The 17,860-nt window shown below is 61.1% G+C and carries 13 protein-coding genes and 1 pseudogene; 9 read left to right on the top strand and 5 right to left on the bottom strand.

The window, feature by feature from the left end:
• Nucleotides 1-48 precede the first annotated feature (48 nt).
• Nucleotides 49-1,002, bottom strand: a complete 954-nt coding sequence (gene gshB / locus QYQ93_RS27425; protein WP_043046278.1) for a glutathione synthase — start codon at nt 1,000-1,002, stop codon at nt 49-51.
• A 239-nt stretch (nt 1,003-1,241) separates the two neighbouring features.
• Between gshB and pilG the strand changes: the two genes are divergently transcribed.
• The 7 genes from pilG to QYQ93_RS27390 all read left to right on the top strand — a co-directional run bounded on the left by pilG (nt 1,242) and on the right by QYQ93_RS27390 (nt 12,876).
• Nucleotides 1,242-1,649, top strand: a complete 408-nt coding sequence (gene pilG / locus QYQ93_RS27420; RefSeq protein ID WP_043046275.1) for a twitching motility response regulator PilG — start codon at nt 1,242-1,244, stop codon at nt 1,647-1,649.
• 46 nt (nt 1,650-1,695) lie between these two features.
• Nucleotides 1,696-2,061, top strand: coding sequence for a twitching motility response regulator PilH (pilH, locus tag QYQ93_RS27415; RefSeq protein WP_014720320.1), 366 nt, complete (start codon nt 1,696-1,698; stop codon nt 2,059-2,061).
• Between the two features lie 11 nt (nt 2,062-2,072).
• Nucleotides 2,073-2,597, top strand: coding sequence for a chemotaxis protein CheW (locus tag QYQ93_RS27410; RefSeq protein WP_124413237.1), 525 nt, complete (start codon nt 2,073-2,075; stop codon nt 2,595-2,597).
• On the top strand, nt 2,594-4,645 hold the full coding sequence (locus QYQ93_RS27405; protein ID WP_338475899.1) for a methyl-accepting chemotaxis protein: 2,052 nt from the start codon (nt 2,594-2,596) through the stop codon (nt 4,643-4,645). The genes QYQ93_RS27410 and QYQ93_RS27405 overlap by 4 nt, the downstream gene beginning before the upstream one ends.
• 160 nt (nt 4,646-4,805) lie before the next feature.
• Complete coding sequence (locus QYQ93_RS27400) at nt 4,806-10,619, top strand: Hpt domain-containing protein (protein ID WP_338475898.1); 5,814 nt, start codon at nt 4,806-4,808, stop codon at nt 10,617-10,619.
• Nucleotides 10,612-11,067 (top strand): chemotaxis protein CheW, encoded by a 456-nt coding sequence (locus QYQ93_RS27395; RefSeq protein ID WP_043046267.1) that lies wholly within the window; start codon nt 10,612-10,614, stop codon nt 11,065-11,067. The genes QYQ93_RS27400 and QYQ93_RS27395 overlap by 8 nt, the downstream gene beginning before the upstream one ends.
• Nucleotides 11,068-11,205: 138 nt before the next feature.
• A complete protein-coding gene (locus QYQ93_RS27390; protein ID WP_419178660.1) occupies nt 11,206-12,876 on the top strand; it encodes a BCCT family transporter in 1,671 nt (556 codons plus the stop codon).
• Between the two features lie 164 nt (nt 12,877-13,040).
• On the opposite strand, the gene QYQ93_RS27385 is transcribed toward QYQ93_RS27390, so the two are convergent.
• Nucleotides 13,041-13,763 carry a 3'-5' exonuclease gene (locus QYQ93_RS27385; protein WP_422394035.1) on the bottom strand — a complete coding sequence of 241 codons (723 nt, stop codon included), beginning with the start codon at nt 13,761-13,763 and terminating at the stop codon, nt 13,041-13,043.
• Complete coding sequence (locus tag QYQ93_RS27380; RefSeq protein WP_043046263.1) at nt 13,760-15,640, bottom strand: DUF294 nucleotidyltransferase-like domain-containing protein; 1,881 nt, start codon at nt 15,638-15,640, stop codon at nt 13,760-13,762. The genes QYQ93_RS27385 and QYQ93_RS27380 overlap by 4 nt, the downstream gene beginning before the upstream one ends.
• A 227-nt stretch (nt 15,641-15,867) precedes the next feature.
• On the opposite strand from QYQ93_RS27380, the pseudogene QYQ93_RS27375 reads away from it, so the two are divergent.
• Nucleotides 15,868-16,293, top strand: a pseudogene (locus tag QYQ93_RS27375) (Na+/H+ antiporter NhaA); the annotation flags it as partial.
• 130 nt (nt 16,294-16,423) lie between these two features.
• On the opposite strand, the gene QYQ93_RS27370 reads toward QYQ93_RS27375, so the two are convergent.
• Both QYQ93_RS27370 and QYQ93_RS27365 read right to left on the bottom strand, forming a co-directional pair.
• Nucleotides 16,424-16,711, bottom strand: a complete 288-nt coding sequence (locus QYQ93_RS27370) for a HigA family addiction module antitoxin (protein WP_080888978.1) — start codon at nt 16,709-16,711, stop codon at nt 16,424-16,426.
• Nucleotides 16,712-16,725: 14 nt separating this feature from the next.
• On the bottom strand, nt 16,726-17,004 hold the full coding sequence (locus QYQ93_RS27365; RefSeq protein ID WP_043046259.1) for a type II toxin-antitoxin system RelE/ParE family toxin: 279 nt from the start codon (nt 17,002-17,004) through the stop codon (nt 16,726-16,728).
• A gap of 508 nt (nt 17,005-17,512) precedes the next feature.
• Between QYQ93_RS27365 and QYQ93_RS27360 the strand changes: the two genes are divergently transcribed.
• A complete protein-coding gene (locus QYQ93_RS27360; protein ID WP_043046258.1) occupies nt 17,513-17,767 on the top strand; it encodes a DUF6124 family protein in 255 nt (84 codons plus the stop codon).
• Nucleotides 17,768-17,860: the final 93 nt, after the last annotated feature.

The following is a 17,860-nucleotide window of genomic DNA, read 5'->3' as shown; positions in this document are numbered from 1 at the left end:
AGGTGGCGCATGATAACGCAATGTTGGTGTGTGTCCGGCTGTTCTATGTCACTTGGCTTGTAGCTTACGCTCAATGGCAGCCATCAGCATTTCGCCGATGTTCGTGCCAAATGCATTGTCAATCTCGCGAATACACGTTGGACTGGTGACGTTGATTTCAGTGAGATTCTCACCAATTACGTCTAGTCCGACAAACAGCAGGCCTTTTTCCCGTAGGGTTGGGCCGACTTGGGCGGCGATCCAGCGGTCCTTGTCCGATAACGGACGCGCTTCACCGCGACCCCCGGCTGCCAGGTTGCCACGGGTCTCGCCCGCAGCGGGGATGCGCGCCAGGCAGTAATCTACCGGCTCACCGTCGATCATCAGGATGCGCTTGTCGCCATCCTTGATCGCCGGCAGGTAGGCCTGGCCCATGATCTGCTGGGTGCCCAGCACCGTCAGGGTCTCGAGGATCACCGACAGGTTCGGGTCGCCGGCGCGGTGACGGAAGATCGAGGTGCCGCCCATGCCGTCCAGTGGCTTAAGAATGACATCGCCATGCTTGGCGGCGAATTCACGCAGTACATCGGCGCGGCGGCTGACCACGGTCGGTGGTGTGCACTGCGGGAACAGGGTGGCGAACAGCTTTTCATTGCAGTCGCGCAGGCTCTGCGGCTTGTTGACGATCAACACGCCAGCGCGTTCGGCCTGCTCCAGCAGGTAGGTGGAATATACAAATTCCATGTCGAACGGCGGGTCCTTGCGCATCAGGATTACGTCAAGGTCGCTCAGGGGGCTGTCGATCTCGTCCGAAAGCTCGAACCACTTCTCAGGGTTGGCGAACACTTGCAGCGGCCGCATGCGTGCGCGGGCCTCGCCGTCACCCTGGTACAGGTCGCGCTGTTCCATATAGAACAATGTCCAGCCGCGGGCCTGGGCAGCCAGGAGCATGGCCAGCGAACTGTCCTTTTTATAGGAGATGCTGGCGATAGGGTCCATGACAATGCCGACGCGAACGCTCATGGGGGATTTCCTCTAGCAAATTAGGGCGCATAAAAGTGGCGTCAGAGTGGCGCTGCGGCTGTTGTGGGTCAAGGAAAAACCACTGGGCGGGTGCCTCGATAGATTGCGCCCGGAGACTGTGCTAAAAAGACTGCCACAACGCAGCAGCCCTTGAATTCCAAGGCTTGCGGCGTTCATCCTGTGCAACATCAGGCAGTACGCACCGAAAACCGATTCGCTTTGGCGATGGTAGAGCAGATATGGAACAGCATTCCAGCGCCTTGAGGGTAATGGTGATCGACGATTCGAAAACGATCCGCCGCACCGCCGAGACCCTGTTGAAGAACATGGGGTGCGAGGTCATCACGGCCATCGACGGTTTTGATGCCCTGGCGCGGATTGTGGATCATCACCCGCACATTATTTTTGTCGACATCATGATGCCGCGCCTGGATGGCTACCAGACCTGCGCCCTGGTGAAGAACAACCCGACGTTCAAGACGATCCCGGTGATCATGCTGTCCTCCAAGGATGGCCTGTTCGACAAGGCCAAGGGGCGTATCGTGGGTGTCGATCAGTTTTTGACCAAGCCTTTCAGCAAGGAAGAACTGCTGGGTGCGATCAAGGCCTATGTGCCTGCCTTCGCCACAGTAGAACAAGCACACTGACGCCACCCCACAAGGGCTGGCGCCGACCAATGTAGTGGGGAAAACCATGGCACGTGTTCTGATCGTCGACGATTCGCCGACCGAAATGTACAAACTCACCGGCATGCTGGAAAAGCACGGCCACCAGGTCCTGAAAGCCGAAAACGGCGCAGACGGCGTGGCCCTGGCCCGCCAGGAAAAACCCGACGCCGTGCTGATGGACATCGTCATGCCGGGTCTCAACGGCTTCCAGGCCACACGCCAGTTGTCCAAGGAGCCGGAAACCAACGGTATCCCGATCATCATCATCACCACCAAGGACCAGGAAACCGACAAGATCTGGGGCGCACGCCAGGGCGCCAAGGACTACCTGACCAAACCGGTGGACGAAGAAACCCTGATCGCCACCCTGAACAAGGTACTGGCCGGCTAAGGCTCGCGATCATGACCGAGTCGCAAACCGCCTTCGAACTGCTGCTGGACATCGACCGCCGCTGCCGCCTGCTGGCCGCTGACCTGCCCTCCCAGGAAACCCGGCTGCAACGCTGGAGCGGGATTGGTTTTCGCCTGGGCGCACACTGGTACGTGGCGCCCATGGGCGAAGTCGCCGAAGTCTTGCATGAGCCGCGTTGCACCCTGATGCCCGGGGTCAAGCCCTGGGTCAAGGGCGTGGCCAACCTGCGCGGGCGCTTGCTGCCGGTGATGGACCTGGGCGGTTTCCTTGGCCTTGAGTTATCCAAGGCGCGCAAGCAACGGCGTGTATTGGTGGTGGAGTTCAACGACCTGTTCGTCGGGCTGCTGGTAGACGAGGTGTTGGGCATGCAGCATTTCCCATTAGACGCCTGGATGGCCAGCACCGCCTCCGGTGCCCCGTTTATCCAGGGCCAGTTCGACGGCGACCCGCAGTGGCAAGTCTTCAGCCCCTTCGCCCTGGCCCAGGCCCCTGGCTTCATGGATGTCGCCGCATGAGTACCGCTACCACGCCCAAACCCCAGACCGCGTCGCGCAGCCGTTCACAGATCATCGTGCTGTTTATCGCCTTGATCGTGTTCATCATGCTGTTGTTCGCCAACTTCGCGTACCTCAACACTCAGTCCACCTACGATAAACAGTACATCGGCCACGCCGGTGAACTGCGCGTGCTGTCCCAGCGCATCGCCAAGAACGCCACCGAAGCGGCCGCCGGCAAGGCCGCCGCGTTCAAACTGCTGGGCGATGCGCGCAATGATTTTGCCCAGCGCTGGGGCTATCTGAAAAAAGGCGACCCGCAAACCGGCTTGCCCGCCGCACCCAGTGCGGTACGCGCCGAAATGCGTGCGGTGCAGACCGACTGGGAAGCGCTGCTGAAAAACACCGATGCGATCCTTGCCAGCGAACAGACCGTACTGTCCCTGCACCAAGTGGCCGCAACCCTGGCTGAAACCGTGCCGCAATTGCAGATGGAATCGGAAAAAGTCGTCGATATCCTGTTGCAACGCGGCGCCCCGGCGAGCCAGGTAGCTTTGGCCCAACGCCAATCACTGCTGGCCGAACGTATCCTGGGGGCGGTCAATACTGTGCTCGCGGGAGACGAAACCGCGGTGCAGGCCGCCGACGCCTTTGGTCGTGACGCCAACCGTTTCGGCGTGGTGCTTAACGGTATGCTCAACGGCAACCCGGGGCTGCGCATCACCCAGGTCGAAGACCAGGATGCCCGTGCGCGACTGACGGAAATCGCCGAGCTGTTCGAGTTCGTCTCCGGCTCCGTGGATGAAATCCTCGAGACTTCGCCGCAGTTGTTCCAGGTACGGGCCTCGGCGAGCCATATTTTCAACTTGTCACAAACCCTGCTCGATGAAGCCTCGCACCTGGCCACCGGTTTTGAAAAACTTGCCGGCGGGCGCAGTTTCGACACCATCGGCGGTTATGTGCTGGGCTTGCTGGCGCTGACCTCGATCATCCTGATCGGCCTGGTCATGGTGCGCGAGACCAACCGCCAACTGCGTGAAACCGCGCAGAAGAATGAGCGCAACCAGAACGCGATCATGCGCCTGCTGGATGAAATCGAAGATCTGGCCGACGGCGACCTCACCGTCACCGCCTCGGTCACCGAAGATTTCACCGGCACCATCGCTGACTCCATCAACTACTCCGTGGACCAATTGCGCGACCTGGTCGCCACCATCAACCTCACCGCCGGGCAAGTCGCCGGGGCGGTGCAGGACACCCAGGCCACCGCCATGCACCTGGCCCAGGCGTCGGAGCATCAGGCCCAGCAGATTGCCGAGGCCTCGACGGCGATTGAGCAGATGGCCCAGTCCATCGACCAGGTATCGGCCAACGCCGCCGAATCCTCGGCGGTGGCAGAGCGCTCGGTGGAGATCGCCAACAAAGGCAACGAGGTGGTGCACAACACCATCCACGGCATGGACAATATTCGCGAGCAGATCCAGGACACCGCCAAGCGCATCAAGCGCCTGGGCGAGTCGTCCCAGGAAATCGGCGATATCGTCAGCCTGATCGACGACATCGCCGACCAGACCAACATCCTCGCCCTTAACGCGGCAATCCAGGCAAGCATGGCCGGGGATGCCGGGCGCGGTTTTGCCGTGGTGGCCGATGAAGTGCAGCGCCTGGCCGAACGCTCGTCGGCGGCCACGCGGCAGATCGAAACCCTGGTGCGGGCGATCCAGGCCGACACCAACGAAGCCGTCATCTCCATGGAGCAGACCACCACCGAAGTGGTGCGTGGCGCCCGCCTGGCCCAGGATGCAGGGGTGGCGCTGGAAGAGATCGAAGGCGTGTCGAAAACCCTCGCGGCGCTGATCCAGAGTATCTCCAACGCGGCGCAGCAACAGACCTCGTCGGCGGGGCAGATTTCCCTGACCATGAACGTGATCCAGCAGATCACCACCCAGACGTCGTCGGGTTCCACCGCCACCGCCGAAAGCATTGGTAACCTGGCGAAGATGGCCAGTCAGTTGCGTAGATCGGTGTCGGGGTTCACCTTGCCGCCACCCAAACAGGTCGATGATTGAAATACGATCAAACTGTGGGAGGGGGCTTGCTCCCGATAGCGGTGGATCAGCCGGCAGCTGTATTTACTGAACCACCGCTATCGGGAGCAAGCCCCCTCCCACATTGGATCTCCATTGTTTGTGAGATACCAGCAACCCACGAATTCAAAGCGGAGCAGTTATGGTTGATCGGCACGACTACGTGGCCCTCGAATGGGTCAAGGGCGACATTGCCGAAACCCTGAAGCAGGCCCGTTCGGCGCTCGATACATACGTTGAAACCGGAGAAGCCCTCGACGCATGCCTGGCTGGTATCCACCAGGTGCATGGTGCGCTGCAAATGGTCGAGTTCTACGGTGCGGCGCTGCTGGCCGAAGAGATTGAGGAACTGGCCCTGGCCCTCCAGGCCGGTCTTGTCAGCCAGCGCGAAGAGAGCATCCGCCTGCTGCAACAAGCCCTCGGCCAATTGCCGCTGTACCTGGACCGCGTACACAGCGCCCGCCGCGACTTGCCACTGGTGGTGCTGCCGCTGCTCAACGACCTGCGCAGCGCCCGTGGTGAAAGCCTGTTGTCGGAAACCAGCCTGTTCAGCCCGCAACTGCTGTCGATCACGCCGTTGCCTGATGAGGCACTGGCCCGGCGTGCAACACCGGACTTGCATGAGCAATTGCGCCAATGGCACCAAATGCTGCAACAAGCCCTCGCCGGGCTATTGCGCGAAGACCACGGCCCGAGCAACCTGGAAGACATGGCGCGGGTGTTCGCTCGCCTCGAAGCGTTGTGCCAGGGTGCGCCGTTGTTGCCGTTGTGGCAGGTCACCTCGGCGCTGGTCGAGGGCATGCTCACCGGCGTGATCGCCAACAGCCCGGCGTTGCGCAGCCTGCTCAAGGCCAGCGACAAGCAACTCAAGCGCCTGCTGGCCCAGGGCATCGGCGGAATCAACCAGCCGGCGCCGGATGAGTTGCTCAAGAGCCTGTTGTTCTACGTCGCCAAAGTCACCCGTCCGACGCCGCGCATGCAAAGCCTGAAAGAACGCTATGGCCTGGACGAAGCCTTGCCCGACAGTGCCGTGGTCGATGCCGAGCGTGCGCGACTGGCCGGGCCGGATCGCAATGCCATGGGCTCGGTGCTTGGCGCCTTGTGCGAGGAACTGGTGCGGGTCAAGGAGCGCCTCGACCTGTTCGTACGCAGTGACCGCCAACACACCAATGACCTCGACGCGCTGCTGGCGCCGCTGCGGCAGATCGCCGATACCCTTGCGGTTCTGGGGTTCGGTCAGCCGCGTAAAGTGATCATTGATCAACTCGCGGTGGTGTTGAGCCTGGTCCAGGGCCAGCGCGAACCCAGTGACTCGGTATTGATGGATGTGGCCGGTGCGTTGCTCTACGTCGAAGCGACGTTGGCCGGGATGATCGGCACGGTCGAACCGCAAAGCCGCGAAGAGAGTCGCCTGCCCACCACCGACCTGACCCAGATTCACCAACTGGTTATTCGTGAGTCTTGCCAGTGCTTGAAGCAGGCCAAGGAACTGGTGATCGACTGCATCGAGGCCCACTGGGACCGCCAGCGCCTGGAATCCCTGCCGCAGCTTTTGAGCCAAGTGCGCGGCGCCCTGGCGATGATTCCCCTGCCGCGGGCGGCGAGCCTGATGCGCGGTTGCACCGACTACGTCGATGAGCAGTTGATGGTCAATGACGCTGCGCCTTGCGAGGTGCAACTGGCGCATTTCGCCGAGGTGATCAGCAGCCTGGAATACTACCTCGAACGCATGCTCCAGGACCCTGACGCGGCCGGTGAAAAAGTGCTGGAACTGGCGACTCAGGGTTTGAGCGCGTTGGGTTACCTGCCGGCGGAAAAACCCTGGCGCCAGGCCCTGGCCGCGCCCGACGGCGCACTGCCCACCGAGATCGCACCGAGTCAGTCCCAATTTGATGCACTGGCCAGCCCCACTTCACGCCTCAACCCTCCGGCCCTGCAACGTCCGGGCAGCTTGTTGCCGCCGCCGGCCGATGAAGCGCCGGTTGACGATGAGCTGCGCGAAGTCTTCCTCGAGGAAACCGAAGAAGTTCTTGAGGTGCTGCATCGCAACCTGCCCAACACCACGGACAAAAGCGCCCAGGGTGAAATGCGCCGGGCCTTCCACACTCTCAAAGGCAGTGGCCGCATGGTGCGTGCCCTGGTGCTGGCCGAGTTGGCCTGGGCCGTGGAAAACCTGCTCAACCGTGTGCTGGAGCGCAGCGTGACCCTCGGCCCAGAGGTACAGCAGGTGCTGGATGAAACCGTGGCCCTGCTGCCGGAATTGATCGCCGACTTTGCCACCCACAACCAACGCCAGCGTGATGAAGTCGACGCCTTGGCTGCCCGTGCCCACGCCTTGGCCAGCAGCGCACCCGTGTCGACTGCCGAACCCCATGACCCGATGCTGCTGGAGATCTTCCGCAACGAAGCCCAGAGCCACCTGGACAGCCTTGATCACTTCCTGCAACAGGCTGCAGAGCATGTGCCGCTGCAGGTCAGTGATGAACTGCAACGCGCCCTGCACACCCTCAAGGGCAGTGCCTACATGGCCGGCGTGCTACCCATCGCCGAACTGGCGCGGCCGCTCGATCACCTGACCCGCGAATACAAGGCCCACCGCCTGCCGCTGGACCTGGATGAAGTGGAGCTGCTGCTTGAGGCCCAAGGGCTTTTTCAGCGCGGGTTGCGCGACCTGGGCAGCGATCCCCTGGCACCGATCAAAGGGGCGGCAGATCTGATCAGCCGTACCCAAAGCCTGCTGGACCAGCAGCTTGCAGCACTGCTCGACGGCCCAGGCACAGGCCTGCGTATCAAGCGCGACCCGCAACTGATCACCAATTTCCTGGCCCAGGGCATGGACATCCTGCTTGACGCCGAAAGCCTGCTGCGTCGCTGGCAGCAACACCCCGGCGAACGCCAGGAACTCAGTGCATTGCTGGATGAGCTGACCACCTTGGGGGAGGGCGCGCACATCGCCGACCTGCACCCCATCGATGCGCTGTGCGAAGCCTTGCTCGACCTGTATGGCGCCGTGGAAGAAAGCAGCCTGGCGGTCAGCGAGCGGTTTTTCCAGGAAGCCGAACTGGCCCATGAAGCGCTGATCAACATGCTTGACCAGTTGGCTGCCGGCCAGGAAATCAGCCCGGCGCCGGCCCGGGTGCTGGCCCTGCGCGAACTGCTGGATGACGCACTGGACCCGTCTGCCACCGGCCTGATCAAAAGTGACGGCAGCCGTGCGTTGAGTATTTCCGAGCTGGGTGTCGCCACTGCGCAACTGGATCAGCAAACAGCGATGGACGATGAGATTGTCGATATCTTCCTCGAAGAAGCCGTGGATATCCTCGACAGCGCCGGGCAGTCCCTCAAGCGCTGGCTACTTGAGCCCGACAGTGCGGCGCCGTTGTCCTCGTTGCAACGGGACCTGCACACCCTCAAGGGCGGTGCGCGCATGGCCGAAATCGAACCGGTGGGCGATTTGGCCTATGAGTTGGAATGCCTGTACGAGGGCTTGGTGGACCGCCGTTACAGTTACTCCGCCGAGTTGTCCCTGGTGCTGATGGCCAGCCATGAACGGCTGGCCTTGCAACTGGAGGAACTGCAGCATCAACAGCCCTTGAGCGACGCAGCCGAACTGATCGGCAAGCTGCGCGAGCTGCGCCAGAGCAGTACGCCAGCGGCCCCGGTTACGGCGCCGCCGGCCTCGGGTGCCGACCATGAGTTACTGGATATCTTCCTCGAGGAGGCCGCCGATATCCTCGACAGCTCAGGCAGTGCGCTGCTGCGTTGGCAGGCCGAGCCGGGCAGCCGCCAGGAAGTCGAAACCCTGCTGCGTGACCTGCATACCCTCAAGGGCGGCGCACGTATGGTCGAGATCGGGCCGATTGGCGACTTGGCCCATGAGCTGGAGTTCCTCTACGAAGGGCTATCCGCCGGTTTGCTCGCCCCGACCCCTGAGCTGTTTACGCTGTTGCAAGGTTGCCATGACCGCCTGGCGCAGATGATCGACGCCGTAGCGGATGGATTGCCCGTCGGCTCGGTGGACAAGCTGATCGAACGCATCAAGAGCCTGGTGCACCCCAGTGATGAGCCGGTCATGCCGGTGGCGTTACCGGCGGGCAAGGGTGAGGCGGCGATCGATCCCGCTGCCGACATGGTGAAAATCTCTGCGGATTTGCTCGACGATCTGGTCAACCTGGCCGGCGAAACCTCGATCTTCCGCGGCCGCATCGAGCAACAAGTCAACGATGCGCGCACCGCCTTGAATGAAGTGCAAACCACCATCGAACGCATGCGCGACCAACTGCGCCGTCTCGACAGCGAGACCCAGGGGCGCCTGCTCAGTCGCCAGCAGGCCGAGGCGGAGCGTCTGGGCTACGAAGAGTTCGACCCACTGGAAATGGATCGTCACTCGCAGTTGCAGCAATTGTCCCGAGCGCTGTCCGAATCGGCCTCCGACCTGCTCGACCTCAAGGACACCTTGGAGCAGCGCCATCAGGATGCCCATGAACTGCTCCAGCAACAGGCACGCATCAACACCGAATTGCAGGAGGGCCTGATGCGCACGCGTATGGTGCCTTTCGAGCGCATGCTGCCACGCCTCAAGCGCATCGTGCGCCAAGTGGCGCAGGAGCTGGGCAAGGATGTGGAGTTCATCGTCGGCAACGCCGAAGGCGAGATGGACCGCAACGTGCTCGAACGCATGGCGGCGCCACTGGAACATATGCTGCGCAATGCCGTCGACCACGGCCTGGAATCGCGCGAGGTGCGGTTGCAGGCGGGCAAGCCGGAAAAGGGGCGCATTACCCTGGACCTGACCCATGAAGGCGGCGACATCGTCTTCGACATGCGCGATGACGGTGCCGGCGTGCCCCTTGAGGCGGTGCGGCGCAAGGCGATCAAGCGCGGCTTGCTCGGCCCGGATCAAACCATCAGCGACCGCGACGTGCTGCAGTTCATCCTGCAACCGGGCTTTTCCACGGCAGAAAAAATCACCCAGATCTCCGGGCGCGGCGTGGGCATGGACGTGGTACATGAAGAAGTGCGCCAACTCGGCGGCTCGATGGTGATCGATTCGACCCCGGGCGTGGGCGTGCACTTTCGTATTCGCCTGCCGTTTACCGTGTCGGTCAATCGTGCGCTGATGGTGCAATGCGCGGACGACCAATATGCGATTCCGCTCAACACCATTGAGGGCCTGGTGCGCGTGTTGCCCCATGAACTGGCCGGGCACTACCAGCAAGACCCGCCGTACTATGAATATGCCGGCCAGCGCTACGAGTTGTTCTACCTGGGCGACCTGCTGCACACCGTCAGCCGCCCGAAACTGCTCGGTCAGTACCTGCCGGTGCCGGTGCTGCTGGTGCACTGCAATGAACGGCGCGTGGCGGTGCATGTGGACGCCATGGCCGGAACTCGGGAGATCGTAGTCAAGGGTCTGGGCCCGCAGTTCGCCGGAGTGCAAGGTTTGTCCGGCGCGACCATTCTTGGCGATGGCCGCGTGGTGTTGATCATCGACCTGCACGCGCATATCCGCGCCCGCCAACCGGCCCTGCCGGCCCAGGCGGTGGATGCGCCGCTGATCCTCAACGACCCGCTGAAAAAGCGCCCGCTGCTGGTGTTGGTGGTGGACGACTCGGTCACCGTGCGCAAAGTCACCAGCCGCCTGCTCGAGCGCAACGGCATGAACGTGCTCACCGCCAAGGACGGTATTGATGCCCTCGCGGTGCTTGAAGAACACACCCCGGACCTGATGCTGCTCGACATCGAAATGCCGCGCATGGACGGCTTCGAAGTGGCCATCCAGATCCGCAACGACCCACGCCTGATGCGCCTGCCGATTATCATGATCACCTCGCGCACCGGCCAGAAACACCGCGACCGCGCCATGGCCATTGGCGTCAACGACTACCTCGGCAAGCCGTACCAAGAGTCGGTGCTGCTGGAAAGCATCGCCTACTGGAGCAAGTCCCATGCTTGACCACCGCGCCAGCCAACTCACCGGCCTGTTGCTGCCCCTGGCCGACCGTCACCTGGTGCTGCCCAACGTCGCCATCGCCGAGCTGATCGACTTCCAACGCGGCGAGCCGGCCAGCGATGCACCGCCCTGGTATCTGCGGCAAGTGACCTGGCGCGATCGGCAAATCCCCCTGATCAGCTTTGAAGCCGTGTGCGGCGAAGCCAGCGTGACCGGCGAACGCTCGCGGATCGTGGTGTTGAATGCGTTGGGCGGCAGGCCTACGTTGAAATTCATTGCACTGGTGATTCAGGGCATTCCCCGCTCGTACAAGCTCGACAGCGAATTGAGCTATGTGGATGTGCCGTTGTGCCCTCTGGAACTGGCGGCGGTGCAGGTGGCGGAGCAGGTGGCGAAGGTGCCGGATTTGATGGGGCTCGAAGCGTTGTTGGTGGAGTCCGGCCTGGCTTGAACTGCGTGCGGGGCAGTGTTTTCGCACACATATGCCATCAAACTTGTAGGATGTGCGCCTAACGTCTCTCGTTAACCATAGGAACAGCGGAGCAGATAACAGTGCGCGCGAACGCACGTCATTTCCAAGGAGGCCTGTATGGCTGAAAAACCTATGGCTGATTTACCAGCCACCCCTCAACCCTCGGGCGAGGAAGGCATTCCTGCTCCAAGCGGGGCCGCCAACCTGATTGATACCGATTATGTAATCGGACAAGACAACATCAAAGGCGAGTTTTCTTTTTCGCTGGATATCCACGGTAAGGTCTTCATTATTTCGGCGGCGACGATCGTGCTGTTCGTCATTCTGACGCTGGCCTTGCAGAACGAAGTCGAGCCCCTGTTCAGCGCGATACGCAATTGGCTGACCGGCCACCTGGCCTGGTTCTTCATGAGTGTGGCCAACGTTTTCGTGGTGCTGTGCCTTGTGCTGATCGTTTCACCGCTGGGTAAGGTTCGCCTCGGCGGCCGCGATGCCAAACCGGACCATTCGTACATCGGCTGGTTTTCAATGCTGTTTGCCGCCGGCATGGGCATTGGCTTGATGTTCTACGGGGTCGCTGAACCCATGTCGCACTATGCGGCGTCCATGGGTGGTGTGACCCTTGATCCCAATGGCGTGCGCACCGATTGGGCGCCGCTGGGCGGTGCCGCCGGCGATATGAAAACGTCCGCCGACCTGGCGATGGCCGCGACCATATTCCACTGGGGCCTGCACCCGTGGGCGATTTATGCGATCGTCGCGCTGTCCCTGGCGCTGTTTTCGTATAACAAAGGTCTGCCGCTGTCGATACGCTCGATTTTCTACCCATTGCTGGGTGAACGTGTGTGGGGCTGGCCGGGGCATATCATCGATATCCTGGCGGTGTTCGCCACCTTGTTCGGCCTTGCGACCTCCTTGGGGATCGGCGCGGAACAGGCGGCTGCGGGTATCGAATACCTGTTCGGCATTCAGTCGACGAACCTGAGCAAGGTGGTGCTGATTGTCGTCATCACGATGATCGCCCTGTGGTCGGTGCTGTCCGGCCTCGACAAGGGCGTCAAGATGCTGTCCCAGATCAACATGGGGCTGGCCTTGCTGCTGTTGCTGTTTATCATTGTCGTGGGCCCCACCCTGGCTATCTTCACCGGGTTCTTTAAGAACCTGGTGACCTACGTCGAGTACTTGCCCGCGCTGTCCAACCCCTTCGGCCGCACCGACGCGCAGTTCACCCAAGGCTGGACTGCGTTCTACTGGGCCTGGTGGATCAGTTGGTCGCCGTTTGTCGGCATGTTCATCGCCCGCGTGAGCCGTGGCCGCACCGTGCGCGAATTCCTGATCTCGGTGCTGCTGGTGCCGTCGCTGGTTTCGGTGTTGTGGATGACCACCTTCGGCGGCACCGCCATCGACCAGACCACGCTGCAAGGATTCATGGGCGTCAAGGATGCCGTGCTGGAGCTCAAGTTGTTCGCCATGCTGGGACATTTGCCGCTCAAGGAAATCACCTCGTTCCTGGGGATTATCCTGGTCATCGTGTTCTTCATTACCTCTTCGGATTCGGGGTCGTTGGTGATTGACACCATCACGGCCGGCGGCAAGGTCGACGCGCCTGTACCGCAGCGAGTGTTTTGGGCGGTCATCGAAGGCGTGATAGCCATTGCCCTGTTGCTTGGCGGCGGACTGGTCGCGCTGCAAGCCATGGCGGTTTCCACCGGCTTGCCGTTCGCCATCGTGCTGATGTTGGGGTGCATTTCCCTGGTCAAGGGGCTGATGTCGGAACCGCGATCCTGAATGTAAAAAAGCCGCGCCCAGGGCGCCAATGCCCGTCAGTCAATAACACGCGCTCAACTGCGGCCAGGGAGCAAGCTCCCTGGCCACGGGTTACTCGCTGTCCGCGCCAGCTTTTACCTGATCGGCATCAGCGCTCCAGGGCGTACTTTTTTGCGCTCGGTGCATCAATCCCACAATGCTTGAATCGGCGTGCCCGGCACGTAGTGATGAGCGATCTGCGCCTGGAACAATTCCGCCGCGGCCAGCGCATCGGTGAGCGCGTGGTGGGCGTGGTAGCTCGGCAGGTGATAGCGTTCGCGGCTATCGGCGAGCCTGATCGAGGGTTGTGCACGGCGCAGCAGCCGGTCAAGCCAGCTTCGGTTGCCCCGGTGCATGCGCGCTTCCAGCTGCATGGTGTCAATGACCGGAAATTGCAGGCCTTCGCCTAATTGGCGGCGCAGTGCCTGGTCCAGAAAACCGCGTTCGATATTCCGGTAATGCACCACCATCACATTGCCGGCCATGGCTTCAAGCAACGCGTCCAGCACCTCGGACAAGGGCGGCGCATGCAATATGTCCGAATGAGTAATGTGATGGAACGTCACCGAGTGTTCGTTCAACTCCGACGGCGGTTTGATCACCCAGTAAAGCGCCTGGCCACAGCGTATGCGCTTGAGCGTAAACGGGATCAGGCCGATGCTGACGATACTGTGGGCGCCGGGGTTGAGCCCGGTGGTTTCGACGTCCATGGCCATTAACTGCACCTGCTCGATCGGCGTCTGCGGTGCAACCGTCCCGGCGCGATAGAACTTTTGCAGGCTCGGGTGGCGTGCTTCCTGCGCCAGAACCTGAAACCGGGCCGCCCAATCCAGCGGTGCGCAAGGCTCAGGTTTTGAAGAACGTTTCACGGGTTTGGCCGTCCTTTTGCCGGGTAGCGGAACCGCAGGAAGTTCTGCGCATTGTTCAACACTTGGAAGGCCTCCTTGAGGTTATGCCGCTCGCTGGTGGAAAAACGCTCCGGCTCGATGTAGTTGTCGGGCGTTTCGCCTTGCTCCATGGCTTCAGCCTGGTGGCGGATGCGCACCATGGACAGAAATTCCAGGGCGTAACGGAGATGCTCGACCGCCTCGGGTTGCATCAGTTGGGTGCCGCTGATCGCCTCAAGCCGGTCAAACGAGTTCTGCGCGGTGCTGGCACAGGCCAGGGCATGGATGCGGATCAGGTCGGTGAGCGGTGCGGTGCCGCGACCCTTGAGGTTGATGATACGTTTTTGTCGCCCATCCGTTTCCACCACGAACGTGCGGAAAAATCCCAAGGGCGGCGTGCGGTTCAGGGCGATGCGTGCCATAGCATGCAGGAAGGCCGGGTGGCGGCTGGATTTTTGCGCACACAGGGTTTTGAGCGTCTGCACCAGTTCAAGCTGGCCATACACGCCATCGAGATCGAAGAAAATGCAGCTGTTGAGCAGCGTTGCGGGGTTGGGTTTTTCTATCCACTGTTCAAAGTAGGCGCGCCACACGTGCAGCGGCTGGCGCCACTGATCGTTGGTCGCCATGATTGCGCCCTTGCAATAGCTGTAACCGCACGCGGCGAGGCCGTCGCTGACAAAGGCGGCGAGGCTGCGAAAATACCCGTCGTGCAACGCGGGGTCGAAGCTGTCGTCGAGTACCAGGGCGTTGTCCTGGTCGGTGACCAGCAACTGCTCATCGCGTGCCATCGAGCCCAGCACCATGAAGCAGTAGGGCACCGGCGGCGGGCCCAGTTTCTTTTCGGCAAGCTCCAGCAGGCGCTGGGTGAACGCTCGGCCAATACCTGAAATGGCACTGCCGATCATGTGCGCGGTGGCGCCATCGCGCACCATGCGGATATACGTACCGCGCAAATCACGCAGCAGCACGCGCAGGCCTTCGACCGAGGTTTGGTTGGAGATGCGATTGACCAGGTACAGGCTGCTCTGGGACTCGTAGCGGATGATGTCCGACAAGTTGATCAAGCCCAGGGTACGGCCCTTGTGCACCACCGGCAGGTGATGGATATTGCGGCGCAGCATCACCAGCATGGCTTCGAACACCGAGTCGTCAGCCTGTATCGCCGCAGGGTCGACGGTCATGATCTCGCTGATCGCGGTGGCGGTGTCGCTGCGCGCCGCTGCGACCACGCGGGTGCGCAGGTCGCGGTCGGTCACAAGGCCGACCATCTTGGCATGCGACCCGTCGTTGGGTGCCATGACGACCACGCATGAAACGCTCTGTTCGGTCATCACCTTGGCGGCTTCGTGCACGGACGTGTCGGCGCTCACCCACACCAGCGAGCGCGAGATCAGCGCACGACTTTTCAGCTGGATCAGCTCGCTTGCCCGACCCTGGGACTCCACTGCGCTCTTAAGCCGGGAGTGCCCTTCGGCTTCGACGAAGTCGGCAAAGGTGTCGTGTTGGGCGCACAACTCGGCGAACAGCTCGGCGGGGATAAAGTAGATCAGGCTGTCTTCCAGCGCCTTGGCCGGAAAGCGCACCTTATTGCTGCGCAACAAACCGGCCTGGCCGAAGATATCGCCCTCGACCAGGCGGTTATAGAGCTCGCCGTTGCGGCGGTAAATTTCCACTGCGCCGCTGCGCACGTAATGCAGATGCTGGACAACCGCACCCGCTTCAAGAATGTCGGAACCTGCCTTGAAGTAACTGACCTCAATGCGCCGGGCGATAGCCTCAAGCGACTCGAGCGGCAGCGCATCGAAAGGCGGGAAACGGTGAAGGTGGTCGCGAATCTCCTGTAACTCGATCTGCATGGAACCTCGGAGATGAAAGTAATGGAAAAAGCCGCCATCAATGGCCGTCGCTGCCCAACCTTACCATCTGCGATCCGTGGCGGATGAAGCGGCGCAGACGCCAGAGGGGATTAAAGCCGGCGCATAAGGGTTTGCATCCCATATCATCGCCGCGGGTGCTGTGTCGCGTGTCGCGCATTGCGGGTTAAATTCAAGCGTTGGTCGGGCCGCCATCGGAGTCACAGCCAGTGCCTGGAAAAGAACCGCTCTCGTCCGCTATTCCCCGTCCGCAAGTCTTAACCGAGCGTGCCCTGTCCGCGCTGGAGCGGTTTTCCCATATCGAAGCGGTCAGCGGCATCGCGCTGCTGGTGGCGGCCCTGGTCGCCCTTACCTGGGCCAACAGCACTATATGCCGCCAGCTATGAGCACCTTTGGCATACCCAGATAACGTTGGGCTTTGGCGAGTGGAGTGTGTCCAGGTCGACGGTCTGATGACGATTTTCTTTCTGGTGGTGGGCGCCGAGATACGCCAGGAAATCCACGACGGTGCCTTGGCCAGCTTCAAAATGGCCATCTTGCCGCTGGGCGCGCCCTTGGGGGGGGTACCGGCCCTCATTTACCTGGTGATCAACCACAGCACCGAGGCTAGCCATGGCTGGGCCGTGCCGACCGCGTAAGTGGAGATGGCCTGGTGCTGAATAGACGTGGGCGGGGGCTGCGGTAGCGGTGTTTCAGTGACTAAATCAACGCTCACTCAACGTATCGCAGACCGCTTCCACACTGAACTGCGCCCATCTCCAGGCCTTAGTCAATCCGCGCAAACCGCTCAATCACGGGCTGCTCCCGATGCTCGGCCTGCCATAAGTCGTAGGCACTTTGCATCGACAACCATAACTGGGCTTTACTCACGCCAGCCCGTTCCAACCGAACGGCAAGGTCCGGGCTGACCGGGGCGTGGCCATGCAGGATCCTTGAAAAAGTCTCACGGGCGAAACCAAGGCGTCGCGCCATCTCGGTAATGGTGATGCCCAGGGCGGGGATCACATCTTCAAGCAATATTTCACCTGGGTGAGGTGGGTTGTGCATACCCATATCAATGCCTCTACTCAGTGGTAGTCAAGATAGTCGACCAGTTCGACCTGATCGTCGAACATCCGAAAAATGATGCGCCAGTTACCACTTATGCTGACGGACCAGTAGTCGAGCAGGTCGCCCTTCAAACGATGGAAGCGCCAGCCGGGCAGGTCCAATGCATCTGGGTGCTCGGCTTTGTCCAGAATGAGCAGAACGCGGCGCAAGCGCTTTGCATGATTTGCGTTGATGCCCTTGGTTGAACCGGTCTCATAGAAGGCCCTGAGTCCCTTATGTTTCCAGCTAACGATCATGGCACGATTGTGATGTGATGCATCACACTCTGCAATGGCCTTGCATCGGGTTTAACGGTCGGATTCATGATGTCTGCCCGTGGCACGATTCGGATGGAAAAGGCTAGAGAGGCGAGTTCCGAGCAACAACCTGAAAAGCCTGTCGGAGTATTCTTTGACGCCTATCGGAATGATGGGGGCGGGTGGGGGCTTCGGATTTTTCCTGCAAGATTTTGGGCCGTGCATGAACTTGTGGTGAGAGGTCCGCACGCCTAGTCTTCGTCCCGTCATCGCAAAAAACGGTGACACGGACGTGCAAGTCCGACGAAACTGTTTAGGCGTGCAAACGCCCAGCCATCCAACGGGCGTTTTTTGTGCTCGCTGCTTTATGGCGGCTGCGCGCAGGAGGTCTTCGGATCTGCTGGGTGTCCTAAACAGGCCCGGTCTTGCACACCTGCGCACGGTCGCCACCCTCATTCGCGTGCAAGCGAACGGTGGCGCTCCTTACTCACTGTTTAGGAGTTTCATCATGGTCAAACCTACTCCCAATCCACCCCTCTTCACCGTCAACCCCCACCAAAACACCGAAACCCTGCTGGTCAATGCCAGCGAAACCCTGTCCTCCCTCAATGCACTCACCTGCAACCTGGCCTTTGACCTGGACACTTCCCAGCGCGCCATCATGCTCGGGATTCAGCAAATGGCAGAGTTTGGGCAGTTGTTGGTCGATAGGGCACTTGAGCAAATCAGCCCTTCGCCGGAATTTTCAAACGGTCCCAAATAGGGACTGATCGGTCCTTGTTTGGGACCGATATCTAACAAACAACACTGAGCAAATGTGGGAGGGGCGGTGCGACGATTCGACTTGCTCCCGATA

The organism is Pseudomonas khavaziana, from assembly GCF_036704165.1.
Taxonomy (GTDB): domain Bacteria; phylum Pseudomonadota; class Gammaproteobacteria; order Pseudomonadales; family Pseudomonadaceae; genus Aquipseudomonas; species Aquipseudomonas khavaziana.
Note: the sequence above shows the minus strand (reverse complement) of the source record. Positions and strands in the feature narration are given on the sequence as shown.